Origin of the sequence: Bacillus sp. JAS24-2 (assembly GCF_008274905.1) — a bacterium.
Taxonomy (GTDB): Bacteria; Bacillota; Bacilli; order Bacillales; family Bacillaceae_G; genus Bacillus_A; species Bacillus_A cereus.
In genome coordinates, this window is sequence record NZ_CP031068.1 from 5124507 (window position 1) to 5150387 (window position 25881).

Consider the following 25881-nt stretch of genomic DNA (forward strand, 5'->3'; position numbering starts at 1 on the left):
ATACTAGATACGGAATCTATGAAAGAGGTTGATATAATGAAGACATTTCTTTCCGCCTTACAATGGGCACTATTTATTTTAGCTGGAAGCCTTATTGTACCAATTAGTGTCGCAACTAGTTATGGTCTTAATGGCGCTGAAGCCATCGCATTTGTACAAAGAACATTATTTGTTCTAGGTTTTGCTGGTCTCTTGCAAGCTATATTTGGGCATAAACTTCCTATTCAAGAAGGTCCTGCTGGCCTTTGGTGGGGAATTTTCTCCCTTTACGCAAGTTTAGGCGTCGTACTATTTGGATCAAATAATGAGACACTTAAAGTTCTTCAATATGCTTTCTTATTAAGTGGTATTATTTGTATTATTCTTAGCGTTTTTGGACTTATTGATAAACTCGTTCGCTATTTTACACCGACAGTCATTGGAACGTATTTATTTCTTCTTGTCGCGCAGCTTAGTGGCTCCTTCTTAAAGGGAATGTTTGGCCTTGATGGAAAACATACAGAAGTACAACCTAACGTATTTATTCTTTCACTCATTGTTATTTTACTATCCTTTTTCATCATGAAGCTACCTATTATTGGACAATATTCCGTTCTTTTCAGTATCGTATGCGGCTGGATATTATTCGCATGCTTCGGATTATCTAATCCAATAACACCAGTGACAGACATAATCCGTTTTCCATCCTTATTTGTTTTCGGAATGCCTCGTGTTGAATGGAACATGGTAATTACGGTCATTTTCGTTACGCTCTTACTTCTAACAAATATGTTAGCAAGTATTCGCATTGTACAAAAGGTTGTCTCTAAATATGAAGAAAACGCTGCATCAGATCGTTTTAAACAAGCTGGCATTATAACAGGAATCAACCAATTGCTAGGCGGCCTATTTTCAGCTATTGGGCCTGTCGCTATTTCTGGATCAGCAGGTTTTATTGCAACGACTAATATTTATAAACGTCTCCCGTTTATATTAGGGTCAAGCTTTATTATTGTCGTTAGTATATTTCCAAAGATTACTTCATTCTTTGCAGCAATCCCTGTTGCAGTTGGTTATGCCGCTATTTATCCTGTATTCGCAAGCATGATTGGCCTCGCCTTTCGAGAATACGAAACTGTCCAGGATAAAGAACGATTATTTAAAGTAGCCGGTCTTTCAATCTTTACGGGAGTCGGAGTTATGTTTGTTCCAGCAGGAGCATATTCCACACTTCCACCATTTCTAGCATCGTTTTTAAGTAATGGTCTCGTTCTTGGATCTGTAATGGCAATCTTGCTAGAAATACTATTTTCTCGTTCCACAGCAAAACAAATATCTTAAATTGGAAAACTTCCATTATTGCACTCTACCTTTAGAGTTGTTACGATAAAATCAAACTTTAATCATTGGGGTTTTATTCATCCCCAATGATTATTAACCAATATTATGAGCAACACACTCATAATAATTTATCTACTTCTTTTCAAAGAGGTTTGATGTCTTACTATTATTCCTCAATCTCTTCATGAACATGTATTTTGATTTCAATTAAAGAAAGGAATTTTCTATATGACTTATAAAATGATTGTTTTAGATTTAGATGATACTTTATTACGTGATGACCATACTATTTCACCTCGTACGAAAGAAGCGTTAATGACTGCACAAGAGCAAGGCGTAAAGGTTGTACTTGCTTCTGGACGTCCAACGTTCGGTATGCGCAATGTAGCGAAAGAACTTCGTTTAGAAGAATACGGCAGTTTCATTTTATCTTTTAATGGTGCAAAAATTATTAACTGTAAAACAAACGAAGAAATCTTTAGTAGTACACTATCTCCTGAAATCGTTCACAACCTATTTGAAATTAGTCAAACTGAAGATGTATGGATTCATACTTATATGGGCGATGATATCGTAACGGAAGAAAATAATCCTTATACTGAAATTGAGGGCGATATTACTGGTATGCCAATTGTTGTAGTAGATGACTTTAAAGCTGCAGTTAAAGAGCCCGTAGTAAAAGTATTAATGAATAAAGAAGCTGAACGCCTTGTTGAAGTTGAAAAGAAACTACAAAAACAGCTAGAAGGCCAATTAAGCGTGATGCGTTCGAAACCATTCTTCTTAGAATTTACTGAAGCTGGTGTTACAAAAGGAACGAGCTTAAACAAACTGATCCAAAAGCTTGGCATTAAGCGTGAAGAAGTTATCGCAATGGGCGATAGCTATAACGACCAAGCGATGATTGAATTTGCTGGTCTTGGCGTTGCAATGGGCAATGCACCTGATGATATTAAAGAAATTGCAAACTACGTAACAGATACAAACATGAACGATGGTGTTGCAAAAGTTGTAGAGAAATTCGTTTTAAAAACGGATATACTTGTTTAATATTTTCATTCACAAAACCTATTTGAAGTCAAATACTTCAAATAGGTTTTTATTTAAATTCTCATGCTTTTGTGACTATATTTTGAACTTTGCACTATTCTCGTAGTGTAAACTTTCTTTTTGTATATAATGAAACAAAATAGACTATTTTATTTTGAAAAAGAATACAAATTTACTATATACAAGCATACGTTAAAGGAGGCTACTTTATGTTATCTACACCAATCGGACGATTAAGAGCAATTGGACTAGTTGAGGGTATTTCTTTCCTATTACTATTATTTGTAGCAATGCCATTGAAATATTTCGCAGGATTTGCAACAGCTGTTAAAATTACAGGCATGGCTCATGGTGTTCTATTTATTCTATTCATCTTTGCAGTAATTCAAGTAACAATCGTACACCGTAAATCAATTTTATGGGCACTTGGAGCATTTGTTTCATCAGTTATCCCATTTGGCACTTTTGTACTAGATGCAAAATTAAAGAACGAGCAACAATAATAATAAAAAGGTAGTTAACGACTGTTAACTACCTTTTCTATTTATAAATTTGGAATTTCCCAATCAATTTCTCTTTCGCCCATATTAGCTAAAATCGTATTTACTTTAGAATATGGCTTACTACCAAAGAAACCACGTCTTGCCGATAATGGGCTTGGATGTACAGATTCGATAATATGATGATTCGGATTCGTAATTAACTTCTTCTTCGCCTGCGCATGGCGCCCCCACAATATGAAAATAACTGGCTTTTCACGCTCATTCAACAGTTCAATTACACGATCTGTAAAGTGCTCCCATCCTTTTCCCTTATGAGAATTTGCTTCGCCTTGCCGAACTGTTAATACGGTATTTAGTAATAATACTCCTTGTTCCGCCCATTTTACTAAATAACCGTTATTCGGGATTTCATAACCATATTCATCTCGAAGTTCTTTATACATATTTAACAATGACGGTGGTGTTTTAACACCAGGTTGCACAGAAAAGCTTAAACCATGCGCTTGATTCGGTCCATGATATGGATCTTGTCCTAAAATAACAACCTTTGTATTTTCATAACTTGTATACTGAAGAGCGTTAAAAATATCTTCTACCTTCGGATAAACAACATGCGTGCTGTATTCTTCTGTCAAAAAACTGGATAGAGTAAGATAATACTCTTTCTCGAATTCTGGTGCCAATAGTGGCTCCCAATCATTCTTTAAAACATTTTCCATACTGTCACTTCCTGTCTAATTAATTCACCATATCCTGTCTTGTAAATACTACGAACGAAATAACAAGAGAAACAACTGCCCAAACAGTTAAATTCATCAAAGAAAATCCCATCGATAAACCTTGTAATGCAGGTAATTTTCCTGATAAATAATCCGTTAATGATAAATTCACACTAAAAATATATTTGGCGCCTTCCCAAGATGTTGCGAACGAGCTTAAAATACCGCCTGCAATTAATGCAGCTAGCATAACGCCCATACCAGCTGGTGTATTACGAATTAAAACAGAGACCATAAATGATATAGTTCCGACAACGATAGCAACAAACCATGCTAGTCCATACGCCATTAAGATGTATTGCCACTGCGGAATAAGATGCACAAAGTTCGTATTTAGCGTTTCCTTATCAATAACAAATCCTGTTAAAACAGGTAAATTCCATCCCGAGTATCCAAATACAAGCCCTGATAATATGTAAGCAAACAAACCTACAAGAAACAGTATGAGCGAAATGAAAAATAACATCGTCACGTATTTACTAAGGAGTATTTTCCAACGCCGAATTGGCCGCGTAAGTAACATCTTCATCGTCCCATCACTTCGTTCTCCTGAAACGATATCAATGGCTACAATCATTACAAGAAGCGGAATAAATAATGTAATTCCTTGTTCAATAAATGCTCTGACAAAAGTCGGTGCACCCGGTGCCATCGGATTAATATCATGATCTAAATAATATTGTTGTTGCTCAACTCTTACCTTTAACCAATCACGCCATTCTTCTGGCAACCTAGAATTGTTCAACCGGTTCTGAGAATCAACAATTTGCTGTTGCAATGAAACCTTCCAATCAGTTGTACCGAGTCTTTTTTGTGTCGTTTCTATTTCACGATACTGCGCATACACAAAAAGCGGGATCAAGATTGCTAAAATAAGCATGACAACAAAAATACGTTTCTTGCGGTAAATCTTTTCTGATTCATTTAAAACTAGATTCGCAAATTCACGCATGCTGCTCACCCCTTGTGAGTTCAATAAATAAATCTTCTAGCGTAAATACAAGCTCCTTAACGCTATGTACATCTATTTCATTTTCGACAAAGTGTTTATTCCAACTACTTATAGATGCAATATCCATGCGGCATAGTAATCGATCGCCTTCTACACTCACTTCCCTTACTTCTTCGGCCGCTTCTAGCATATCTTTCGCCTTAGAAATTGGTGTAACAATCCATTCTACACGATCACTTGCTGTTTTAATTAATTCTTCAACCTTGGCAACTGTTATCATTTTTCCTTTATGAATAATAGCAACGCGATCGCATATCATTTGCACTTCACTTAGCAAGTGACTTGAAATAAACACGCTCATATTTTCTTCTTTTACAAGCTTATGTATAAATTCCCTAAGTTCTCTAATCCCTGCTGGATCTAAACCATTCGTTGGCTCATCTAATATGAGCAATTTTGGATTCCCAAGGAGCGCCTGCGCAATTCCAAGGCGTTGTTTCATACCAAGTGAGTACGTTTTTACCTTGTCATGAATTCTTTCATCTAAATGAACCATTTCAGCAATTTCAATAATACGTTCATCTGATATATCACCTAACATACGAGCAAATTGCTTTAAATTTTCCCATCCCGTTAAATATGTATACAACTCTGGGTTTTCAACGATACTCCCAATTTGACGCATCGCTTCTCTGAAATTTTCCTTAATCGAATAACCACCAATAGAAATCGTACCTTCTGTCGCCTTAATCAATCCGACTAACATTCGAATGGTAGTCGTCTTTCCAGCACCATTTGGTCCTAAGAACCCGAACACTTCTCCTTGCTTTACATCAAAGGAAATATTCTCTACAAGAGTCTTCTTTCCAATTACCTTCTTCAAATCTCGTACGGAAAGTATCGTCGTCATTTTACCCCTCCTTGTTCTAGTTTTAATTTACTTACAACATTTTGAACTAAACGTTCTGCCATATACGTATAACCTACTTCGTTCGGATGAAAATGATCAGAGTATAATAAATCTTTCCCACGGTTTTGGAATAAATCAAATGTCGGTGTAATATATACATTTTTATCGTTTAGCGCTAACTTCTCTAAAGATGCATTCCAGTCCACAACAATGTTTGAAGACCCTTTTAAATCTTCTACATCTTCAAAAGGATTGTATAAACCAAGCCAAAAAATCGGACTATCTGTATTTAATTTACGAATTTCTTCTATAATTTTCTTTGCTTCATTTTGAAACGTTTCTGTGTCAGGACGATACGTCTCTAAATCTATTTTCCCAAGCGATTCCCAGCCTGGGAACAAATCATTCCCACCAATCGTTAACACGATTACATCTGCTTGCTTAATTGAATATTGAGCGCCATTACTTTCAATTTGTTTTAATAAATCGGGCATTTTTGCACCACTAACTGCTAAATTTGTTAATGCAATTTTTTGCTTATAATCTTTTTGTAAATCCTCTTTCATTCGCCCAACATAGCCAATTCCTTCTTTATCACCAACGCCACGCGTTAATGAATCACCTAAACTAACGATTTGTAACGTTCCCGTTTTCTTTTTCTCTTTTGCCACTACATCGGTCTTTTTAATTAAATTTGAAGCTTTCGGATTTAATACATCATTTACACCTGAAACAAAGCCATATGCAAATAAACAGAAAGATGCAATTGTAATGAGTAGAATTACTTTTACTACTTTTGATCTCATATCAAAACCCCTTTTAGCCCTCATAGATTGTCCATAATTATACCAAACGAAATTTTGAAAAGCGATTTTCACACCTTCTCAATTACGTCGTTTCTCTATTTACTAACTCTGGTAATAACTCTATATGCTTCACATCTAATTTCTCTTCATTAATCTTTTCATATAATAATTCAAACGCTTTTACTCCAACGTTTTTACTAGAATGCGAAATCGTCGTTATACCCAATATATCTGCCACCTCTTGATCATCACACCCGATAATCGTAATATCCTCTGGAATACGAATTCCTTGTTTTTTTGCTTCTGTAACCATCCCCGCTGCAATATGGTTACAAGATACAAGGAACGCCGTCGGTTTTACTGACATATGAGCCCATTCTCTAATTACATTGCGTCCATCTTCCACTGTAAAACAACCCTCAAATTTCCAGGTCTCTAACGGTGTTACGATACTCTGTTGAAGCGAATCTTCATATGCCTTCTTTCGTCTTTGGCTATTAACACTATTACTTCTTCCAATACAATATCCAATATGTGTATGACCGGCATCTATTAAGCTTTTCATCCCAAGTGAAAATACTTTGTAGTAATCGATATGGACACTTGAAATGCATTTTGAATCTATTTCTTCACACATAACAATCGGGCCGAATTTTGTATATTCTTCAAGCTTCTCCTTACTATTTGCCCGAGAACAAATAATAACCCCATCAAGCTTTTTCATTTTTAACATATTTAAAATTTCTAGTTCTCTTTCTTCGCTATAATTCGTCTGGCAAAGCATCATATTATAATTATTCTTTGCTGTCTCTTTTGATATCCCCTCGATAATAGCGCTATAATATTGATCATTTACGTGTGGCAATAAAACGCCAATTACATTCGTTTTTCCTTTCACTAAATGAATTGCATTCACATTTTGCGTGTAATTTAATTCTTCTATAATCGCTAAAATTTCTTTTCGTTTCTGTTCATTTACGTACGGATGATTATTTAGTACACGTGAAACAGTTGAAACAGATACTCCAGCAAGTTCAGCAATCTTTCTTATATTTGTCATCTCATTTTCCCCTTCTCACAAAAATTCTCCCTTGACCTGGTAAGCTTTCCACAATATATCCTTTCCTAGCAAATACATTTAGAAAGGATATACAACTATGCTTCGATTCAAATTAGAATATATATTTTTCATTGGCGGTTTACTCATTCTTGCCATCGGTATTAATATGATGACGACAATTACTTCCTTTGGACTTAGCCCTTATGATTCCTTCTTTATTGCACTATATCAAAATTTTGGCATAAGTATTGGTTTTTGGATTTTCATGATTAACTTTGCTTTTACACTTATCGTACTCTTTTGGAATAAAAAACAAATTACAATCGGTACAATTGTAACGATGGTTCTTATTTCTCTTTTTGTTGATTGGATTGGTTCCATTACAACTATTATGGACGCTATCCGCTCTCTTCCAAAATATATAACACTTATTTGCGGAAATCTATTCGTTGGAGCTGGAATTGGTCTTTACGTCTCTACAAACCTTTGCGCAGCGCCTCAAGAAGCTTTCGTTTTAACGGTTGCTGAGAAGAAAAAATGGACGTTTAGAAGAACAGAGATTTCATTAGCCTTTTTATTTTTAACGTTAAGCTTTTTATTAGACGGACCTATCTATTTTGGAACAATCATCTTATCCTTTACAACAGGCTGGATTATCCAAGCATTTATTCAAGTTGGTACGCAGATTTTAAATAGAAAAGAGCCTATTAAGCAAGCTGCTTAATAGGCTCTTTCTGTTTTATGGTAAGGATACTACTTAGCATCCCCTTCAATTCGATAGTTCGCTTTCAAACAATCTATTTCTTCATACCCTTGCAACGTATGTAGAATATAATCATAATCAGCAAGAGACGCACGATGCGTTACAATTACAATTTCAGCCTTTCCTTTCTCTTCAAGCGGCATTTGAATAATTTTCTCAAAGCTAACTCCGCGCTCAGAGAACAATGAAGTAATTTTTGCAAATACACCAATTTCGTCTTTTACATGCAGTCTTAAAAACTTTTTCACGACAATTTCGTCTGGCTCTTTTAATACTTTTTGATATTGTGGGACTACAGCACTATTTCCTGTTACCCCTAATCTAATATTTTGCATTACAGCAACTAAATCCGAAACAACAGCTGTCGCTGTTGGTAAACTTCCTGCGCCTGGTCCATAAAACATCGTTTCCCCAACTGCTTCACCATACACATACACAGCGTTATATTCATTTTGTACTGCCGCAAGAGGATGTGTATTTGGAAGTAAAGTTGGTTCAACTGTAACCTCCAATTTTTCACCATCTCGTTTTGCAAGACCGATTAATTTAATTGTATAACCTAAGCTCTTACTATATTCAATATCTTCCTCTGTAATAGAGGTAATCCCTTTTACTTTCACGTCTCCAAGCTCTACATTTGTAGAGAAACCGAGAGTAGCTAAAATCGTCATTTTTCTTGCTGCATCTAAACCTTCTACATCTGATGTTGGATCTGCTTCTGCAAATCCAAGTTGTTGGGCTTCTTTTAACACGTCGTTATATGCTCTCCCTTCGTCTGACATTTTCGTCAAAATAAAATTTGTCGTTCCATTTACAATTCCCATTACTTTCGTAATAAGATCTGAGGAAAGTCCTTCTACGATACTGCGTAAAATTGGAATTCCCCCTGCCACACTCGCCTCATAGAATAAATCAGCCTTATTATCTTTTGCTGTCGCTAATAACTCAGCTCCATGTAATGCCATTAAGTCTTTATTTGCAGTTACAATATGCTTTCCGCTTTTTAAAGCTTGTAAAATATATGATTTTGCATCATCAATGCCACCCATCACTTCAATGACAACATCAATATTTGGATTATCTAAAATTTCATTTGCATCTTGTGTTAATAGAGTAGAAGGTACCTCTACCTCTCTCTCTTTCTCAATGTTTTGCACTAATACTTTCGTTACCTTCACTGGACAACCTACTTGGTGTATGAGTCGTTCTTGATGATCCGTAATAATACGAACCACACCACTGCCAACTGTCCCAAGACCTAATAACCCAACTTGAATTTCTTTCATAGTACTGTCCACCCCTCAAAAATTGTGTTTAGATGAAATTATATGAGTAAAAAATCTGAAAAACAATGTATTTTGAACATTCAGAAAAATAAAGTTTAATCTTTACAAGGAAAACGTTGCCACGTGTTACACAATCCTTCTTTACAATATATAAGGGGTTTCTTGATACACGTAATAATTCAACCAATTAGAAAACAATAAATTACCATGACTCCTCCACCTAACAAGCGGCTTTTCATCTGGATTATTATGTTTAAAATAGTTTTTTGGCACATCAATATTTAATCCCTTGTCACGATCTCGTTCGTATTCTTGTTTTAACGTCTCACAACTATATTCGCTATGTCCAAGGGCAAACACTTGCCTTCCTTCTGGCCCAATAACAAGGTGAACACCTGCTTCTTCAGAGTTTGCTAACAATGTTAAGTCTTTCACTCCTCTAATATCATTCTCTCGTACTTCTGTATGACGAGAATGCGGAGCAAAAAACAATTCATCAAATCCTTGTAACAATTTCACATGTTGCTCGCAAACTTCATGTTCAAATACACCGAACATTTTTTCCTTAAGGGGATACTTTGGAACACCATAATGATAGTACAAGCCAGCCTGTGCTCCCCAGCAAATATGGAGCGTAGATGTTACATTCGTTTTTGAATACTCCATAATATGTTTAAGCTCTTCCCAATAATCTACCTCTTCAAAAGCAAGAGTCTCCACTGGCGCTCCTGTAATAATGAGCCCATCAAACTTTTCATTTTCAATATCACGAAACGTTTTATAAAAGCTTGTTAAATGTTCTTGCGTTACATTACGAGATAGATGTGATTCCATATGAAGCAAATGAACATCTAATTGTAACGGTGTGTTTCCAATTAAGCGAAGTAATTGTGCCTCTGTGTCTTGCTTCGTTGGCATTAAATTTAATATAGCAATTTTCAAAGCGCGTATATCTTGTGTTTCCGCTCGCTCCTTCGTCATTACAAAAATATTTTCTTTTTGTAACACTTTGCGAGCCGGTAAATCTTTATCAATTATGATCGGCATGTGTTTTGCCCCCAACTAGAGCTGCTTCCAAATCTGCAATAATATCAGAAACATCTTCTATACCAACTGATAAACGAATTAAATCAGATGTAACACCAGCTAAACGCTGATCTTCAGCATTTAATTGTCTATGCGTCGTACTAGCAGGATGTATAACGCAAGTTCGTGCATCAGCTACGTGTGTTACAAGAGTTGCTAGTTTTACATTTGCGATAAATTCTTTTGCTGCTTCTAATCCGCCTTTAATACCGAAAGTTAAAACACCACTAGCACCTTTTTTCAAGTACTGTTGTGCCAATGAGTAATTTTCATTACTATCTAAGCCCGGATAATTCACCCATTCAATACGTTCATGATTAGCAAGCCACTTAGCAACTGCAAGAGCATTTTCACTATGACGTTCCATTCGTAAATGCAATGTTTCTAAGCCAATATTGCTAATATATGCATTGAATGGGCTCATACAATTTCCATAATCTCTTAATAGCTGAACACGTGCTTTCACAATATACGCTGCTGCACCAAAGTTTTGAACGTAACTTACACCGTGATAACTTGGATCTGGTTCAACAAGTTCAGGATACTTTCCATTTGTCCAATCAAAGTTTCCACCGTCAATTACAATACCGCCTAAGGAGCTCGCATGCCCATCGATATACTTCGTCGTAGAATGAACAATAATATTTGCCCCATGTTCAAACGCCTGGCATAAATAAGGAGTTGCTAATGTATTATCAACGATAAAAGGTACCTCTAATTCTTTAGCAGCAGCTGAAAATTCTTTAAAATTTAAAACATTCATCGCTGGATTTCCTAACGATTCTGCATAGATAAGTTTCGTCTTGTCATTAGCAAGCGCCGTAATTTCATCTGCCGTTAAATTTGGATTAAAGAACGTAACATCAATGCCCAGTTTACGCAAACTCACTCCAAATAAATTAAACGTTCCCCCGTAAACCGTTGAAGAACAAAGTAAATGATCCCCACTACTACAAATATTTAAAACTGCGAGCATAATAGCTGCTTGCCCAGAAGCCGTTGCAACAGCTCCTACACCGCCTTCTAAATCTGATAACTTCTGCTCAAATGCGGCTAGAGTAGGGTTTCCAATACGTGTATAAATATATCCTTCTGCCTCTAAGTTAAATAGGGCTGCTAAATCATCTGAAGTATCGTATTTATATGTTGTACTTTGATAAAGTGGTAAAACACGTGGTTCACCATTTTTTGGCGTATAGCCACCTTGCACACAAATTGTTCCTTTTCCCCATGATTCTCCCATCTCTCATTCTCCTTTCTTTTATACAAAATAAAAAACTGCCCCTTTCCTGAAAACAAGAAAGGAGCAGTTTGAAAACACGCTCTAAAGGCTCTTTCTTATCTTTCAGGATTACTACCTGCAGGATTTGGCACAATTCCGTTATACGGCTGTTGCCAAGGTTTCATCGGGCCTGTCCCTCCACCTTTTCTTGATAAGACTATGCAATTACCGTTGATTTTATAGCAATAATTTCCTAATGTCAAACGGTTTTTCTGAATGTTCTAAAATAAATGTTAACAGTTTCATATAAAGCAACAAAAGAAATATATTCTAGTCTATTTCAAAAAAGACCTTTAAAAACCTCAAATCAGTCTATAAAATTAAATAAGTAATTTAACCTATAAATTCAAATTCCCCTAAAGTTAGCCTATATGTTGAATAGGCCATCTTCTCAAAAAGATACTATATATATTCAATCCATTTTTCACTAGTATATTTCACTTTTTTACCTACTAAGATTTACATAACGGAGGTATAACATGACAAATAAAAAAGATATGCAGTACATACTTGCTCTATATGGCATTCTTCTAGGATCTATAGTAGGAGCTACAGTCTGGTTATTTTTAGTCACAATAAATATTGGAATCCACTTTATTTGGGGATACTTGCCTGAAGTTCTCTCTTTTCCCTCTTATTACACCCTTTGCGTAACAATAATTGGCGGGGTCCTTGTTGGTCTATCACAAAAACATTTCGGTACATACCCACGCCTTATGCCTGAAGTGATGGCTGAATATAAAAAAACTGGTCGAATCGAATATCGCTTTGTCCATCAGGCTACTTTAACAGCGATTATTGTTTTAATTTTCGGTGCTAGTCTTGGTCCAGAAGCCGCACTAGTTGGAATTATAGGCGGACTGTGCACATGGGTAGGGGATCGCTTTAAATTTGCCTTAAAGAGTATGAATGAGCTAACCGAGATCGGAATTGGAGCTACTTTAAGTGTCATTTTTAACGCACCATTATTCGGTTATTTAGCACCAAATGAAAATGAGGGGGAACAAATTGCTGCTTTTTCTAAAGGAAAAAAGGCGATTGTATACTTAGCTACTACTTTCGCAGGTTTTTCTGTTTATTTACTACTGAGTAAACTCGATAATCGTGGATCCTTTATTGTTGATTTCGGGGAAGGTGCACTTTCTTTCAATGAATGGATCGCATTTCTTCCACTTGCTAGTATCGGTGCTATAGTTGGTTTCTTTTATTTCAAGTTAGAATTCACATTAGAGAAGTTAATTCACCCTTTTAGGGAATACAAACTGACACTCGGAATTATCGGTGGTATTTTATTAGGAATTGCGGGAACTTTTCTTCCGTACACATTATTTTCAGGTGAACATCAATTAAAAGAATTAGTTGTTGAATGGAGCCATTTATCTTTTTGGATACTACTTCTTTCAGGGATTTTAAAGTTGTGCATTACTGCCGTTTGTTTGAACACAGGGTGGCGAGGTGGACATATCTTCCCAATTATATTTTCCGGGTCAAGTATCGGATACGCTGTAGCATCTATTCTTCCTATAGATCCAGTAGCATCTGTTGCCATCGTAACGACAGCAATTTCAAGCTATGCGTTACGAAAGCCAATAGCTATAACATTACTATTACTTATGTTTTTCCCGCTTAATTTACTATTGCCCATGCTTGGTGCAGCTGCTATCGGGAATGCCTTTCCGCTCCCAAAACATAACGAAAATAAAAATTAATAAAAATAGGCAGTGGGGATGAAAGCTCCACTGCCTATTTTTTTATTACACATGCTGCTTTAATAACGCTTCTAACTCCTCAAAATTATGCACTTCATATGTCGGTATAATCCCACTATCATTTAATTTCCTTTCTGGATTAAACCAACAAGTATCAATTCCCGCTACATATCCACCTTTCATATCAGCGCTTAATGAATCCCCAATAATCAGCCCTGCTTCAGGTGCAAAGTTAGGAATCCGTTCAAAAACATAATCAAAATACTCTTTCATCGGTTTTTGAAAACCTGTATCTTCCGAAACAAAAACATCTTTAAATAATGAATGTAAACCTGCATTACGCAAACGTTTATCTTGCGTCTTAGAAACACCATTTGTCACTATATACAATTCATACTCTCCTTGAATTTGATTTATAAATTCAAACGCACCTTGCATGAGTTGATTTCCTTCTTCTAAGTAGTTACGATAATTATTTTCCAATAATATTCCATCCACTTCTTCTCCATACTCTTTAAACAACAGAGAAAATCTTGTATTTACAACTTCATCGCGTGATAGTTCTCCTTTTTCAAAAGCATCCCAAAGACCTTTATTTATTTTTTTATAACGAGCCTCTATCTCGTCTGTTAAAGGGATTCCCTTCTCTTCAAAAAGCACCCGTAAAGCCACTTTTTCAGCCTTTTGGAAATCTAGTAATGTATCATCTACATCAAATAACAATGTTTTATATTTTTTCATAAATTCATCACACTCTCTTTTCTACAAAAACAAATTTACATAAATCGTATCATTCCTTCTTGTAAAGATAATAGGAGATATCTCATACTATACATGGGGGTGAAAATATGAAAATCAGCAAAAATGAGGAAGAAATTTATCAATACATGCGAATCCATCAATTCCATACCCTATTTTCATTTCATGTCTTGCCATATGTAGAGCTGCATTCTTTTCAAACGAAAGAGATGATATGTAGCGAAGGAAATGCTCTCCCTTATCTCTATTACTTAATTTCTGGGAAAGCAAAAATATATATGAGTCATAAAAACGGGAAGGTTTCATTAATTAATTTTATTCAAGCACCATCTTTTATCGGGGAATTAGGATTAATAGGAGTAGAAAATATTACTAAGTCCGTTGAAGTACTAGAAGATTGTGTGTGTTTGGCACTTCCTCTTAAAGATTGTCAGCAACTTTTATTACAAGATGCAACGTTTTTACAGCACTTATGTAAATTTATTGGAGAAAAGACAATTACTCGCACTGAAAATCACGCAAAAAACTATAGTTATCCTTTTGAAAATCGATTAGCTGCTTTTATTTTATTAACAGAGCAAAATAATTGTTATATAGAAAAGCATACCGAGGCCTCGGAATATTTAAATGTCAGCTACCGTCATCTTTTATATGTATTAAATCAGTTTTGCCAACAAAATTATTTAAGAAAAGAAGGCCGAACATATTATATACAAGATCGAAATACATTAGAAAAACTTGCTGATGAACTAAAAATATAAAAAAACAGCATTAACGTTTACATGTTAATGCTGTTTTTTCGAGTGACGATTATACTTTTAATTAAAATTTACTTGCTACTTTAGCTGCTTCTTCAAGACCTGCAGCAATGATTTCTTCTGCTTTATCTGGGAATTGGTTATGCCCTTCAATAACTACTGTTTCCATGTTTGTTGCGCCGAAGAAGCCCATCATACTTGCTACATATTTAACAGCCATTTCTACCTCAGCTGCTGGACCTTCTGAATATACGCCGCCTCTTGCATTTAATAATGCAATCTTCTTATCTCCGATTAGGCCAACTGGACCCTCTGGCGTATATTTGAACGTTTTACCAGCACGGTTTAAATAATCAATATATGTGTGCAATACTGCTGGAATCGTTAAGTTCCATAATGGGAAGCCGAAAACAACTTTATCAGCTTCTAGGAATTGATTTAAATACTTATCAGCAACTGCTACTGCTTTTGCCTCTTCTTCTGTTAAATCAAATCCTTTACCTACCTTGAATGTACCATTAATCATATCTACGCCTACATATGGTAATTCTTCTTTATATAAATCAAGTTCTACTACTGTATCATTTGGGTGTGCTTCTTTATAGTTTGCTAAAAATGCCTCATATAATTTTACACTAACTGCTTGTTCCGCTGGACGGTTATTTGCTTTAACGAATAAAACTGTTGCCATTATTTATTCCTCCTAGTACTCACTCTTATGTTGTTATATGCTTTCAAAAAAGGTATCCCTTGTAATTGTTGTTTTGTTGCTTACAAACATATTTTATCTTTATATAATGACAATTTCGTCCTCACATAGACGTATTTTTCCATAAAAAAAGTCCACCTTCCAAAGGCGAACTTGGTCTTACGACTTTCGTCTTATACAATTCCATTTTTCACTGCATATAATGCCGCTTGCGTACGATCAGATAAATTCAACTTACTCAAAATGCTACTTACATGCGCCTTAACCGTCTTTTCTGTAATAACTAAAACAGATGCAACTTCCTTATTGCTCATCCCTTTCGCTAATAGCTGCAATACTTCATTTTCTCTCGCTGTTAGCACATCCACTTGAATAGAAGGTTCTTCTTCCTTTTCTTCTACAGGTAACGTTTGAGAGAGAAGAGCATTTGCTATATCCGGATGTAATTGAATATTACCTTTATATGCGCTTCGAATAGCCTCAACAAGCTGATCTGGTTCTACATCTTTTAAAATATAACCACTTGCTCCAGCCCTTAATGCAGGTAACACATGCGCCTGATCAGAAAAGCTAGTTAATACAATTACTTTCACATTTGGATACTCTTTTTTAATATATGCCGTCGCCTCAACACCATCCATTTCAGGCATGTATAAATCCATTAATATAACATCGGGAGTTGTTTCTCCTACTTTCACTAACGCTTCTTTCCCATTATTCGCTTCTCCAACTAACTCTAAATCTTCCTGTGTACTTAAGAAAAATGCTAATCCTTTTAAAACGACTGTATGATCATCAACTAACAATACTTTTATTTTCACGAACTTCCCTCATTTTCACATCATAATGGTACGTTTATTTTTACACTTGTTCTTTTCTTATCACTTACAATTTTAATTGTTCCACCAACTAATTCTACTCTTTCACGCATCGTAGTCATACCTAGTGATTTCTTTTCTTTTATATTCTTTTCCACAAATCCCTTTCCTTGATCAACTATTTCTAATGATACATTTTTCTCATTCACTGTAAAATAAATCGTCGCTTCTTTTATACCTGCATGCTTACTTACATTGTTCAGTGCTTCTTGGCCTATGCGCCACAAAGCTTCTTCTACTACACGAGGTAAATCACGAACACCCGTAACTTGCTCCCTAATTTTCAGTCCCAAATTTTCACCGTACTGCTTTAGAGCTGGCAATAATCCTTTTTCTAATCCTGCCGGACGAAGCTGCCAAATTAATGTCCTCATTTCTTTCAAAGCTCCTTGCGCCAGTTCACGCATCTCATACAAAGATTGATCTACCTTTTCATTTTTACCTTTTAAAACTGCCTCAGCGCCTTTTGTCATGAAGGTTAATGAAAATAATTTTTGCGAAACAGAATCATGTAAATCTCTTGCTAACCGATTTCTTTCTTCCATTCGCACAAGTTCACGGCGCTGCTCGTTTAACCTCAAATTCTCTATTATTAACGAAACATGGTTCGATAATGCTTGAATTACATCTATTGTATTAGCATCCAACTCTCCATTATTCAAGCTAACACATAAAACACCAAATATATGGTTTTGAATATGTATTGGTGTAGCAATAACAGCTCGATTTAGATGTACATTATGTCCTATTTGATGTTTTATTAGAACTGGTTCATCTTGTTCTAACGCCTTCTTGGCCGCCTCTTTTATATCCTCTTTTAACTCTTCCTGAACGTAAGACGCTCGCAGAGATAATTCTTTTTCCTCCCTAATAAAAAGCGCTACTTGATTCCATTGAAATACTTCACCTACGTGATTTACCACCTTTTCAGGTAGTACATTAAACTTATGAATCGTTTTTAAATCTTGAATGAAACGCTCTAATTTCACATAATAATGTGCTCTTCTCTTTTCATTTTCATATAATTTTGTTCGCTTTAAAGCCGTACCAATTTGGAAGGCAACCGATTGGAGTAATACTAATTCTTCTTCTGAAAAATGTGTTTTACCCGGACTTGCAACATTTAACACCCCAAATTTTTCTCCCCCAGCTTTTAAAGGAACCGTAGCATGATGAAGAATGCCCTCCGTATCCCCCCAATTATATTCAATTGCATTATTAATTCTTTTACATTCAATAATATTAACGGCTCTCTCTAATTTTCCATCTACAAAACCTCGTAAACACCAACATTCACCTTCGCACATCGGGCGTTTATTTTCATATGTAAGTGCCTCTGGTAATTGATAATCAATTAACTTCGTATACTTCCCATTTTCATCCGCAAGAAAAATCCATCCTGTCGTTAAGCCTGTTACACTTAGTAATTTCTCTAGGACAGCTTGCAATACATGATATGTATCATTTGATGTATTTAATGTTTCTGCAATTTCCTTTAATATAACTAATTCATTTGTACGATTATCTCGAAACATACTCAGTCTCCTGCATACAAGATTTTAAATAGCTCTTAAAATAAATCATCTACTTTTCACTTTGTACTTATTCGTAACATTGATATAATGGTGAGAACATAGTTTTCATTATATCACTCGAGGGGGCTTTCATAATGACATTAAATAAAGCACTTACTATCGCTGGTTCTGACACAAGTGGCGGTGCTGGTATACAAGCAGATTTAAAAACATTCCAAGAACTGGGCGTATACGGAATGACATCTCTTACAACAATCGTAACGATGGATCCACATAACGGTTGGGCACATAACGTATTTCCAATCCCAGCTTCTACATTAAAACCACAATTAGAAACAACAATTGAAGGTGTTGGCGTAGACGCTTTAAAAACAGGTATGCTTGGATCAGTAGAAATTATTGAAATGGTTGCAGAAACAATCGAAAAGCACAATTTCAAAAATGTAGTAGTTGACCCTGTTATGGTATGTAAAGGTGCTGATGAAGCATTACATCCTGAAACGAATGATTGCTTACGTGACGTTCTTGTTCCAAAGGCATTAGTTGTAACACCAAACTTATTTGAAGCTTACCAATTAAGTGGCGTAAAGATTAATTCTCTTGAAGACATGAAAGAAGCAGCGAAAAAGATCCATGCTTTAGGTGCGAAATACGTCCTAATTAAAGGCGGTAGCAAACTTGGTACGGAAACTGCAATCGACGTCCTATATGATGGAGAAACATTCGACCTTCTAGAATCAGAAAAAATTGATACGACAAATACACACGGCGCAGGTTGCACATATTCTGCTGCAATTACAGCAGAACTTGCAAAAGGAAAACCTGTGAAAGAAGCAGTAAAAACTGCTAAAGAATTCATCACAGCTGCTATTCGTTACTCATTCAAAATTAACGAATACGTAGGTCCAACTCACCATGGTGCATATCGTAAATTTGTTGTATCAAAAGAACTTGTCTAATATATAAATAAAAAACACTCACAAAGTTCATACATTGCCTCTGTGAGTGTTTTTTATAAGCTTTATGTCTTCTGGTCATCTTATCTTTAAGATACAGAGCTGACCTTATTTCTACCATTTCGTTTCGAGTAGTATAACGCATCATCTGCCACTTGAATAAATTGCTCCGGTGATCCTTCATATTCTGAAACCCCCACCGAAACTGTAATTTTTATTTTCGTTTCATCTAACAATTGAAATGAGTGACTTTCAACAGCTGTACGAATTTGCTCGCCCGTAAGAATTCCGTAAGCTAATCCCTTATTCGGTATCAAAAGCGCAAACTCCTCTCCACCCTTTCGAAAAGCCAAATCTGGAAATTGTGAAGTTTCTCGTAAAATACATCCTACTTGTTTTAGCACTTCGTCCCCTGCAGGATGCCCGTACGTATCATTTACATACTTAAAGTGGTCAATATCTATAAGTAGTAAACAAAACGAATCATTTTTCATGTTCTTATTACTAATATGACGATTCATCTCTAAATCAAACTGTCTTACGTTTCCTAAACCTGTCAATGCATCTATCGTTGCGTATTGTTTTATCTTTTGAAATAACTCATTGGATTGTAAAACATAATTTGCACTTATGAATGTTATGTAACCTGTAATAATACTAGAAATTAAATATAATCTCACTATGTGGATCTCTTTAATTAACCATATATATAACGCTGGGATTAGAATAGATAAAATATATGTGTGTAACCATACCCACTTTCCCCCTAAAGAAAGCTTCATGCGCGAAATAAAGATACTCCCTATTCCTATCGCAATGATTGTATAAAAAGCCACTTGAGAAGCTAATGAATAATCCATAAACAACAGCCTAGTTACTAAAATCATACCAATTGTTATGGTACTCGCTATCGGTCCTCCAATAATAACAGCTAGAATAACAGCTAAGTAGCGTAAATCCAATAGAATGGTACCAACACGAACACTGAAATACATTAATACTATACCTAGTATCCCAGTAAAAATGCCTACTACACATTTCTGCCCAAAAGAGAATCCTTCTTTTAACGGCTTATCCCTTAAAAGCTGACCTCCAATAAAAATAAAGGAAAGAATAATTGTTGTATTTACAAATAAGTCCCTTAACATAAAATAATCTCCCTACTTTTCCATCTATCCCCTTCCTCACCTTATTGTATACGAAATACCTTTAATTCCCAAATATTTTATTTATTTTTGCTGTTCCACGTGAAACAGCAAAAAAATAAAAAGGGCGAAAACTCGCCCTTTTTCATTAACAACAGCGTGATATTTTTCCACCCTTTACATTAAATCTTGCTTCTTGTGCCTCAGCAAAAAATTGCTTTTGACATACAACCTCTTCTTCAGGATGATGCTTTTTCATATGCTCCACATATACTTCATAACTTGGTACCCCAACGAGCAAACTAATAAAGCGTTTTCTTTCACCCCATACTTGCCACAACTTTTTAAGCATAGTTCCTCGACTCACTTTCATCTCTAGGAATATATGGTGCCTCTTTTAACGGCATTGGCTTATTTCTTAATACTTGGATCCAAATTCGAAGTGCTGAAATTAACACAGCGATTACAACTATCATAAAAATTCCGCAAAGCGCTGCATCGATATAATCATTGAAAATAATTTGCTTCATTTGAGCAACATTTTTTGCTGGCGCTAACACTTTTCCCTCATCTAATGCTCCCTGAAATACCTTTGCATGCGATAGAAATCCAATTTTAGGATTTTCATGAAATAGCTTTTGATATCCCGCCGTCATCGTTACAATCAGCAACCCGACAGTTGGAATAAGTGTTACCCAAACGTACGCCTTTTTTCCCATTTTGAACAAAATTGTCGTTCCAAGTAATAATGCAATACCTGCTAGCATTTGATTTGCAATACCGAAAAGTGGCCATAATGTATTAATTCCACCGAGCGGATCTATTACCCCTTGGTATAAGAAATATCCCCACCCTAATACACATAATGTTGTAGCGATTACATTCGCTAATGTAGAATCCGTTTTCCCAAATGGCTTATATACATGCCCTAAAATATCTTGAATCATAAATCGGCCGACACGCGTTCCGGCATCAATTGTTGTTAAAATGAATAGAGCTTCAAAGAGAATCGCAAAATGATACCAAAATGCCATCATGGCCGTTCCACCTATTACTTGTGAGAAAATATATGCCATACCTATCGCTAATGTTGGCGCACCACCTGTACGTGATAAAATTGTTTGCTCTCCAACATTTACAGCGAGATCTTTTAGTTCATTTGGTGTAATAGCAAATCCCCATGAGGAAATAACTTGAGCTGCCTGCGAAACATCTGTACCGATAAGTGCTGCGGGGCTATTAATTGCAAAATACGTTCCCGGTGTTAATACACAAGCCGCAATCATCGCCATCGCTGCTACAAACGACTCCATTAACATTGCTCCATAACCGATTGGCTGTGCGTGTCCCTCTTGCTCGATCATCTTCGGCGTCGTACCTGATGAAACGAGAGCATGGAATCCAGACACTGCACCACAAGCAATAGTAATAAATAAGAACGGGAATAAGTTTCCAGAAAACACAGGACCAGTTCCATCAATAAATTTCGAAACTGCTGGCATTTGTAAATCTGGTGCTACAATTAAGATACCGATTGCTAACCCTACAATTGTTCCGACTTTTAAAAATGTACTTAAATAATCACGTGGTGCTAAAAGCATCCAAACTGGTAATGCCGATGCGATAAATCCATATACAATAAGCATAATAGCAATTGTTTCACCACTAAATGTGAACATACTTGCAAGTGTTGGATTTTCTGCTACATACTGTCCTCCAACAAGAGATAAAATAAGTAGGATAATACCAATTACTGATCCTTCTCCAACACGACCAGGCCTAATATAGCGCATATAAACTCCCATTAAAATAGCGATAGGAATCGTTGCTGCTATCGTAAACATTCCCCAAGGACTTCCGATTAGTGCCTTTACTACGACTAACGCTAATACTGCTAATAAAATAATCATAATTCCTAAAATACCTATCATTGCAATTAGTCCTGTAACAGGTCCAATCTCATCTTTAATCATTTCTCCTAACGATTTACCATTACGTCTCATCGAAGCAAATAAAATGACAAAATCTTGGACAGCCCCCGCAACAACTACCCCAACAATAATCCAAATGGTTCCTGGTAAATATCCCATTTGTGCTGCTAAAATCGGTCCTACTAAAGGTCCCGCCCCAGCAATCGCTGCAAAGTGATGTCCAAACAATACCCACTTATTTGTTGGAACATAGTCTTTCCCATCGTTTAATGTATGGGCTGGTGTTTGCCGATTATCATCTAAATTAAAAACCTTTCTCGCTATAAATCTACTATAAAAGCGGTAAGCAACTGCATATACACATACGGCAGCTACTAAGAGCCATACAGCATTAATGGTTTCACCTTGTGATAAAGCTATTACCCCAAAAGCACCTGCTCCTACTGCTGTAATAACGCCCCAAAGTAAGATCGATTTCAATGTCTTCACATACAATTCCCCCAATACTATTTCTTAGTGGAGATTGTACTAAATTTTCTGAATATTTAACTTGAATCCTCCCTATCATGAAGGATTTTCAGTTTATCATGTTAAAATACTCTCATTACCTACTATAATTCAATGTTATTTCGAAGGCGTTTTACATAATTACGACTGACTGGAATCGGTTGCTCATCATACCTATCTAAATACAAATTATACGTGCCATTATAGTAAGGTTTCAGTTCTTTTACATATGACATATTAATTAAATAGCTTTTATGTACACGTAAAAAATCATATGCATTTAGCTTATTTTCTAATTCCTGAAGTGTATATGTTGAAATATACTGATTATTCGTTGTGTAAATTGAAACAGTTTTATTTTCTTTATTTTTACTTACATATACGATATCTTCTGGAAGAATATATCGTATACCCTCTTGACTTTCTATCGGTAGTTTTCGCAAATAACTCTTTGCTTTCTCACCTTGTTCTTTACCTATTTTATATAAAAGAAATTGTAAATCTTCTTCACGAAATGGTCGCAATAAATAATAAAATGCTTGGAAACGAAAAGCTGTAATAGATTCTTCTATGTTTTCACCTACAAAAATAAATTTTGTATAGCAATTTATTTCTCGTAATAAACTTGCATATTCAAAACCAGTACCATCTAGTAATTTGGAACTTAAAAAAACAAAGTCTGGTATATGTTTTTTCATCATAAATAAAGATTCTGTTCCTGTCTTTGCTTCAAAATATTCTACATTTCTCATATTTTCAGTGAAATTTTCAGCTAACTCTCTTCTCTCTTCTGCCTCTTCCATGATCAGTAAAATTTTCATTTCTTCAACCACCTAATTCTTTGTCCATATGTCCTGTTGTATACATTCGCTTTTATAAGAAATAATCCCTTTTTCTTACTATACCATTATTTATCTAAAAAAACAGAAAAAAGGAAACCACTTCGGTTTCCTCTCCCCTTTTATCCCGCACTAACTGCCTATAAAGAGCCGAGTAGTGTAGGATAATAAACGGTCAGGGATACGTTCAAATTTTCACTTTATACTAATTCTCGTTGCTTCGTTTCCTGTCCAAGTATTATTACAGCGAATACACCAATTAAAATTGATCCACAGAAAATCGTAAATATTAATGATAGTGAAGCTTCTGAAGCAACTAAATATCCCACTAATAGTGGCCCAAGAATACCACCAATACGACCAAATGCTGCTGCCATTCCTGCACCTGTACCACGAATAACCGTTGGATACTGCTCAGGTGTATAGGCGTATAATGCTCCCCAAGCACCTAAGTTAAAGAAGGATAGTAACATACCTGCCACGATTAATACTGTTAATGAATCCGCAACCCCAAACAAATAAGCACTGCAAGCTGTCCCGATTAAATACGTAACCAAAACAAATTTACGACCGAGACGTTCAATAAACCAAGCAGCTGTGAAATATCCTGGAAGTTGAGCTAATGTCATAATAAGTACGTATTGGAAACTTTTTATTAAACTAAATCCTTTTAGCACCATTACACTCGGTAACCAAAGGAACATTCCATAATAGGAAAAAACAACACAAAACCATAGAATCCATAGCATAATTGTTGCTTTACGATATTCCCCAGACCAAACTGATTTTATATTTTCAATAACAGATGGCCTTTTTTCAACTTTTTGGAACCTTGGGGAATCCGGTAAATTCCATCTTAAATATAAAGCATATAATGCTGGAACTGCACTCAATACCATCGCAACTTCCCAACCATATTTAGGAATAACAAAATACGAGATAAGAGCTGCAATTAGCCATCCACCTGCCCAAAAACTTTCTAATAACACAACAATTTTCCCACGTTCATGCGCTTCAACACTCTCTGATACTAGTGTAGAGGCAACCGGAAGCTCTCCGCCAAGCCCCATACCAATTAAAAAGCGTAAAACGAGAAACATCGCAAGTGTTGTTGTTAATGCAGTTAAACCACTACCGATAGAAAATAATAATAATGTAATAATAAAGACTGATTTTCGCCCTATTTTATCTGATAGTATCCCAAAAATAAGCGCTCCTACTGCCATACCGATTGAGTTAATACTGCCTATCCAGCCCATTTCTTGCGTACTTAATCCCCAATCCTTTTGCAAGGCTACCATTACAAATGAAAGCATTCCAACATCCATTGCATCAAATAGCCATCCAAGCCCAGCTATACCTAGTAGTTTGCGCTTCGAAATTTCTTTAACCTTGCCCACTAGAAGTCCTCCTCACACAGGTGTCTTTACACATCATTTTACATGTGTGAATTGTATAAGTAAAATACTTTTGTGTAAAAAATTCTCCTTCATCATTCCCAAAAAGTAAAACGTCTATCCCGATTGGTGAGAGCTAATAATCTGTGGGGATGCCTCACTGATTAAAGTTTCAATTTATTAAAAATGAACAAATAAAAAAAGCAGCGATATTTCGCTACTTTTTCGAACGCATTACTTCTTTTAAAAATTCCGCTAATACTAACTGACGACGCCAGCGTGTTGGATTACTGCATAATCTATAAAACCACTCTAAATGAATCGCTTGAATCCATTTTGGTGCACGTTTTACCTCTCCAGCCCATACGTCTAAACTTCCACCTACTCCAACAGCCATTTTCGTTTCTAAACGATGCTTATTGTTTTGGATAAAGTTCTCTTGTCTCGGGAAACCAAGTGCAACAAGTAATAAATCTGGTTTTGCTTCTTGAATGCGAGAAATAATATTCTCTTCGTCTTCTTGTTTAAAATAACCATCTTGTATACCGGCGATGGATACAGCTGAATATGTCTTTGTTAAATGATCTGCTGCAGCTTGTACAACATGCGGCTTTGCACCTAATAAGAAAACAGATACCGGCTTACTATCTTCTGATAACTTCGCAAGTAAATTACACATTAAATCAAAACCTGCTACACGTTCTTTTAAAGGTGTACCAAGCATCCCGCTTGCCTTTACAACCCCAATACCATCAGGTGTAATTAAATCTGTATTCAATAATGTTTGATAGAACTTTTCATCCTTTTTTGCGCACATAACAATTTCAGGGTTTGCTGTTACTACCTGAAACGTATGAGTTCGCTCCGCTTCTAGTTGTTCTTTTAAATATTGGACCGTTTCATCCATTGTCATTGTAGAAAAAGGAACGCCTAGAATATCAACTGTTTGTACTGCCATAGT

At 35.8% G+C, this 25881-nt stretch carries 25 protein-coding genes and 1 riboswitch; of the genes, 7 read left to right on the forward strand and 18 right to left on the reverse strand.

Features of this window, described 5'->3' with window-relative positions; translation table 11 throughout:
• Nucleotides 1-36: 36 nt before the first annotated feature.
• From DN407_RS26630 to DN407_RS26640, 3 genes are all read left to right on the forward strand, one after another.
• Nucleotides 37-1320, forward strand: a complete 1284-nt coding sequence (locus DN407_RS26630; RefSeq protein ID WP_149216727.1) for a purine/pyrimidine permease — start codon at nucleotides 37-39, stop codon at nucleotides 1318-1320.
• Between the two features lie 228 nt (nucleotides 1321-1548).
• The gene (locus DN407_RS26635; RefSeq protein WP_149216728.1) at nucleotides 1549-2370 is read left to right on the forward strand and encodes a Cof-type HAD-IIB family hydrolase; all 822 of its coding nucleotides are present in this window, start codon (nucleotides 1549-1551) and stop codon (nucleotides 2368-2370) included.
• A gap of 209 nt (nucleotides 2371-2579) precedes the next feature.
• Nucleotides 2580-2873 (forward strand): DUF3817 domain-containing protein, encoded by a 294-nt coding sequence (locus tag DN407_RS26640; protein ID WP_000953396.1) that lies wholly within the window; start codon nucleotides 2580-2582, stop codon nucleotides 2871-2873.
• A 41-nt stretch (nucleotides 2874-2914) separates the two neighbouring features.
• Here the strand turns inward: DN407_RS26640 and DN407_RS26645 are convergent, their stop codons facing one another.
• Genes DN407_RS26645 through DN407_RS26665 form a run of 5 tightly spaced genes read right to left on the reverse strand, consistent with a single transcriptional unit; the run spans nucleotide 2915 to nucleotide 7380 of the window.
• The gene (locus DN407_RS26645) at nucleotides 2915-3592 is read right to left on the reverse strand and encodes a uracil-DNA glycosylase (RefSeq protein ID WP_000432520.1); all 678 of its coding nucleotides are present in this window, start codon (nucleotides 3590-3592) and stop codon (nucleotides 2915-2917) included.
• A gap of 19 nt (nucleotides 3593-3611) precedes the next feature.
• Nucleotides 3612-4604, reverse strand: coding sequence for a DUF2705 family protein (locus DN407_RS26650; RefSeq protein WP_001206477.1), 993 nt, complete (start codon nucleotides 4602-4604; stop codon nucleotides 3612-3614).
• Nucleotides 4597-5514 (reverse strand): ABC transporter ATP-binding protein, encoded by a 918-nt coding sequence (locus DN407_RS26655; protein WP_000207719.1) that lies wholly within the window; start codon nucleotides 5512-5514, stop codon nucleotides 4597-4599. The genes DN407_RS26650 and DN407_RS26655 overlap by 8 nt, the downstream gene beginning before the upstream one ends.
• Nucleotides 5511-6392 carry an SGNH/GDSL hydrolase family protein gene (locus DN407_RS26660; protein ID WP_002022849.1) on the reverse strand — a complete coding sequence of 294 codons (882 nt, stop codon included), beginning with the start codon at nucleotides 6390-6392 and terminating at the stop codon, nucleotides 5511-5513. Before DN407_RS26660 ends, DN407_RS26655 begins: the two co-directional genes overlap by 4 nt.
• Before the next feature lie 10 nt (nucleotides 6393-6402).
• On the reverse strand, nucleotides 6403-7380 hold the full coding sequence (locus tag DN407_RS26665) for a LacI family DNA-binding transcriptional regulator (RefSeq protein ID WP_000181959.1): 978 nt from the start codon (nucleotides 7378-7380) through the stop codon (nucleotides 6403-6405).
• Between the two features lie 97 nt (nucleotides 7381-7477).
• Here DN407_RS26665 and DN407_RS26670 point away from each other — a divergent pair, with 97 nt between their 5' ends.
• Nucleotides 7478-8104 (forward strand): YczE/YyaS/YitT family protein, encoded by a 627-nt coding sequence (locus DN407_RS26670; protein ID WP_000943411.1) that lies wholly within the window; start codon nucleotides 7478-7480, stop codon nucleotides 8102-8104.
• 29 nt (nucleotides 8105-8133) lie between these two features.
• Here the strand turns inward: DN407_RS26670 and DN407_RS26675 are convergent, their stop codons facing one another.
• The 3 genes from DN407_RS26675 to DN407_RS26685 form a co-directional block, all read right to left on the reverse strand.
• Nucleotides 8134-9429, reverse strand: a complete 1296-nt coding sequence (locus tag DN407_RS26675) for a homoserine dehydrogenase (RefSeq protein WP_000659107.1) — start codon at nucleotides 9427-9429, stop codon at nucleotides 8134-8136.
• Between the two features lie 141 nt (nucleotides 9430-9570).
• Nucleotides 9571-10476 (reverse strand): homoserine O-acetyltransferase MetA, encoded by a 906-nt coding sequence (gene metA / locus DN407_RS26680; RefSeq protein ID WP_001121538.1) that lies wholly within the window; start codon nucleotides 10474-10476, stop codon nucleotides 9571-9573.
• Nucleotides 10460-11758, reverse strand: a complete 1299-nt coding sequence (locus tag DN407_RS26685; RefSeq protein WP_000504780.1) for a bifunctional O-acetylhomoserine aminocarboxypropyltransferase/cysteine synthase — start codon at nucleotides 11756-11758, stop codon at nucleotides 10460-10462. The genes metA and DN407_RS26685 overlap by 17 nt, the downstream gene beginning before the upstream one ends.
• A gap of 92 nt (nucleotides 11759-11850) precedes the next feature.
• Nucleotides 11851-11955: riboswitch (SAM riboswitch) on the reverse strand.
• A 321-nt stretch (nucleotides 11956-12276) separates the two neighbouring features.
• Here DN407_RS26685 and DN407_RS26690 point away from each other — a divergent pair.
• The gene (locus DN407_RS26690; RefSeq protein ID WP_000182468.1) at nucleotides 12277-13506 is read left to right on the forward strand and encodes a chloride channel protein; all 1230 of its coding nucleotides are present in this window, start codon (nucleotides 12277-12279) and stop codon (nucleotides 13504-13506) included.
• A 45-nt stretch (nucleotides 13507-13551) separates the two neighbouring features.
• Here DN407_RS26690 and DN407_RS26695 read toward each other — a convergent pair whose 3' ends face one another.
• The gene (locus DN407_RS26695) at nucleotides 13552-14247 is read right to left on the reverse strand and encodes a YjjG family noncanonical pyrimidine nucleotidase (protein WP_098022406.1); all 696 of its coding nucleotides are present in this window, start codon (nucleotides 14245-14247) and stop codon (nucleotides 13552-13554) included.
• 107 nt (nucleotides 14248-14354) lie between these two features.
• Here DN407_RS26695 and DN407_RS26700 point away from each other — a divergent pair, with 107 nt between their 5' ends.
• A complete protein-coding gene (locus DN407_RS26700) occupies nucleotides 14355-15026 on the forward strand; it encodes a transcriptional regulator YeiL (RefSeq protein ID WP_000703320.1) in 672 nt (223 codons plus the stop codon).
• Nucleotides 15027-15087: 61 nt separating this feature from the next.
• On the opposite strand, the gene DN407_RS26705 is transcribed toward DN407_RS26700, so the two are convergent.
• From DN407_RS26705 to DN407_RS26715, 3 genes are all read right to left on the reverse strand, one after another.
• A complete protein-coding gene (locus DN407_RS26705; protein ID WP_000246735.1) occupies nucleotides 15088-15714 on the reverse strand; it encodes an FMN-dependent NADH-azoreductase in 627 nt (208 codons plus the stop codon).
• 191 nt (nucleotides 15715-15905) lie between these two features.
• Entirely contained in the window at nucleotides 15906-16553 is a 648-nt protein-coding gene (locus DN407_RS26710; RefSeq protein ID WP_000695813.1) for a response regulator, read from the reverse strand.
• A 20-nt stretch (nucleotides 16554-16573) separates the two neighbouring features.
• Nucleotides 16574-18145 (reverse strand): GAF domain-containing sensor histidine kinase, encoded by a 1572-nt coding sequence (locus DN407_RS26715; protein WP_098559601.1) that lies wholly within the window; start codon nucleotides 18143-18145, stop codon nucleotides 16574-16576.
• Between the two features lie 134 nt (nucleotides 18146-18279).
• Between DN407_RS26715 and pdxK the strand changes: the two genes are divergently transcribed.
• Nucleotides 18280-19104 carry a pyridoxine/pyridoxal/pyridoxamine kinase gene (gene pdxK, locus DN407_RS26720; RefSeq protein WP_000174252.1) on the forward strand — a complete coding sequence of 275 codons (825 nt, stop codon included), beginning with the start codon at nucleotides 18280-18282 and terminating at the stop codon, nucleotides 19102-19104.
• 86 nt (nucleotides 19105-19190) lie between these two features.
• Here pdxK and DN407_RS26725 read toward each other — a convergent pair whose 3' ends face one another.
• From DN407_RS26725 to DN407_RS26755, 6 genes are all read right to left on the reverse strand, one after another.
• Complete coding sequence (locus tag DN407_RS26725; protein WP_149216729.1) at nucleotides 19191-20249, reverse strand: GGDEF domain-containing protein; 1059 nt, start codon at nucleotides 20247-20249, stop codon at nucleotides 19191-19193.
• A gap of 145 nt (nucleotides 20250-20394) precedes the next feature.
• The gene (locus tag DN407_RS26730; protein WP_149216730.1) at nucleotides 20395-20598 is read right to left on the reverse strand and encodes a YbdD/YjiX family protein; all 204 of its coding nucleotides are present in this window, start codon (nucleotides 20596-20598) and stop codon (nucleotides 20395-20397) included.
• Nucleotides 20591-22666 carry a carbon starvation protein CstA gene (gene cstA / locus DN407_RS26735; RefSeq protein ID WP_000854311.1) on the reverse strand — a complete coding sequence of 692 codons (2076 nt, stop codon included), beginning with the start codon at nucleotides 22664-22666 and terminating at the stop codon, nucleotides 20591-20593. Before cstA ends, DN407_RS26730 begins: the two co-directional genes overlap by 8 nt.
• Before the next feature lie 122 nt (nucleotides 22667-22788).
• Nucleotides 22789-23505 (reverse strand): LytR/AlgR family response regulator transcription factor, encoded by a 717-nt coding sequence (locus DN407_RS26740; RefSeq protein ID WP_017657618.1) that lies wholly within the window; start codon nucleotides 23503-23505, stop codon nucleotides 22789-22791.
• Nucleotides 23506-23723: 218 nt separating this feature from the next.
• Nucleotides 23724-24923, reverse strand: a complete 1200-nt coding sequence (locus DN407_RS26745) for an MFS transporter (RefSeq protein WP_000521077.1) — start codon at nucleotides 24921-24923, stop codon at nucleotides 23724-23726.
• Between the two features lie 214 nt (nucleotides 24924-25137).
• Nucleotides 25138-25878 (reverse strand): WecB/TagA/CpsF family glycosyltransferase, encoded by a 741-nt coding sequence (locus tag DN407_RS26755; protein WP_000290748.1) that lies wholly within the window; start codon nucleotides 25876-25878, stop codon nucleotides 25138-25140.
• Between the last annotated feature and the right edge of the window lie 3 nt (nucleotides 25879-25881).

Bases quoted from the DNA above. Each gene is read 5' to 3' on its own strand.
- DN407_RS26630 (WP_149216727.1), top strand. From the start codon at position 37: ATGAAGACATTTCTTTCCGCCTTACAATGGGCACTATTTATTTTAGCT.
- DN407_RS26635 (WP_149216728.1), top strand. From the start codon at position 1,549: ATGACTTATAAAATGATTGTTTTAGATTTAGATGATACTTTATTACGT.
- DN407_RS26640 (WP_000953396.1), top strand. From the start codon at position 2,580: ATGTTATCTACACCAATCGGACGATTAAGAGCAATTGGACTAGTTGAG.
- DN407_RS26645 (WP_000432520.1), bottom strand. From the start codon at position 3,592: ATGGAAAATGTTTTAAAGAATGATTGGGAGCCACTATTGGCACCAGAA.
- DN407_RS26650 (WP_001206477.1), bottom strand. From the start codon at position 4,604: ATGCGTGAATTTGCGAATCTAGTTTTAAATGAATCAGAAAAGATTTAC.
- DN407_RS26655 (WP_000207719.1), bottom strand. From the start codon at position 5,514: ATGACGACGATACTTTCCGTACGAGATTTGAAGAAGGTAATTGGAAAG.
- DN407_RS26665 (WP_000181959.1), bottom strand. From the start codon at position 7,380: ATGACAAATATAAGAAAGATTGCTGAACTTGCTGGAGTATCTGTTTCA.
- DN407_RS26670 (WP_000943411.1), top strand. From the start codon at position 7,478: ATGCTTCGATTCAAATTAGAATATATATTTTTCATTGGCGGTTTACTC.
- DN407_RS26675 (WP_000659107.1), bottom strand. From the start codon at position 9,429: ATGAAAGAAATTCAAGTTGGGTTATTAGGTCTTGGGACAGTTGGCAGT.
- metA (WP_001121538.1), bottom strand. From the start codon at position 10,476: ATGCCGATCATAATTGATAAAGATTTACCGGCTCGCAAAGTGTTACAA.
- DN407_RS26685 (WP_000504780.1), bottom strand. From the start codon at position 11,758: ATGGGAGAATCATGGGGAAAAGGAACAATTTGTGTGCAAGGTGGCTAT.
- DN407_RS26690 (WP_000182468.1), top strand. From the start codon at position 12,277: ATGACAAATAAAAAAGATATGCAGTACATACTTGCTCTATATGGCATT.
- DN407_RS26695 (WP_098022406.1), bottom strand. From the start codon at position 14,247: ATGAAAAAATATAAAACATTGTTATTTGATGTAGATGATACATTACTA.
- DN407_RS26700 (WP_000703320.1), top strand. From the start codon at position 14,355: ATGAAAATCAGCAAAAATGAGGAAGAAATTTATCAATACATGCGAATC.
- DN407_RS26705 (WP_000246735.1), bottom strand. From the start codon at position 15,714: ATGGCAACAGTTTTATTCGTTAAAGCAAATAACCGTCCAGCGGAACAA.
- DN407_RS26715 (WP_098559601.1), bottom strand. From the start codon at position 18,145: ATGTTTCGAGATAATCGTACAAATGAATTAGTTATATTAAAGGAAATT.
- pdxK (WP_000174252.1), top strand. From the start codon at position 18,280: ATGACATTAAATAAAGCACTTACTATCGCTGGTTCTGACACAAGTGGC.
- DN407_RS26725 (WP_149216729.1), bottom strand. From the start codon at position 20,249: ATGTTAAGGGACTTATTTGTAAATACAACAATTATTCTTTCCTTTATT.
- DN407_RS26730 (WP_149216730.1), bottom strand. From the start codon at position 20,598: ATGCTTAAAAAGTTGTGGCAAGTATGGGGTGAAAGAAAACGCTTTATT.
- DN407_RS26740 (WP_017657618.1), bottom strand. From the start codon at position 23,505: ATGAAAATTTTACTGATCATGGAAGAGGCAGAAGAGAGAAGAGAGTTA.
- DN407_RS26755 (WP_000290748.1), bottom strand. From the start codon at position 25,878: ATGGCAGTACAAACAGTTGATATTCTAGGCGTTCCTTTTTCTACAATG.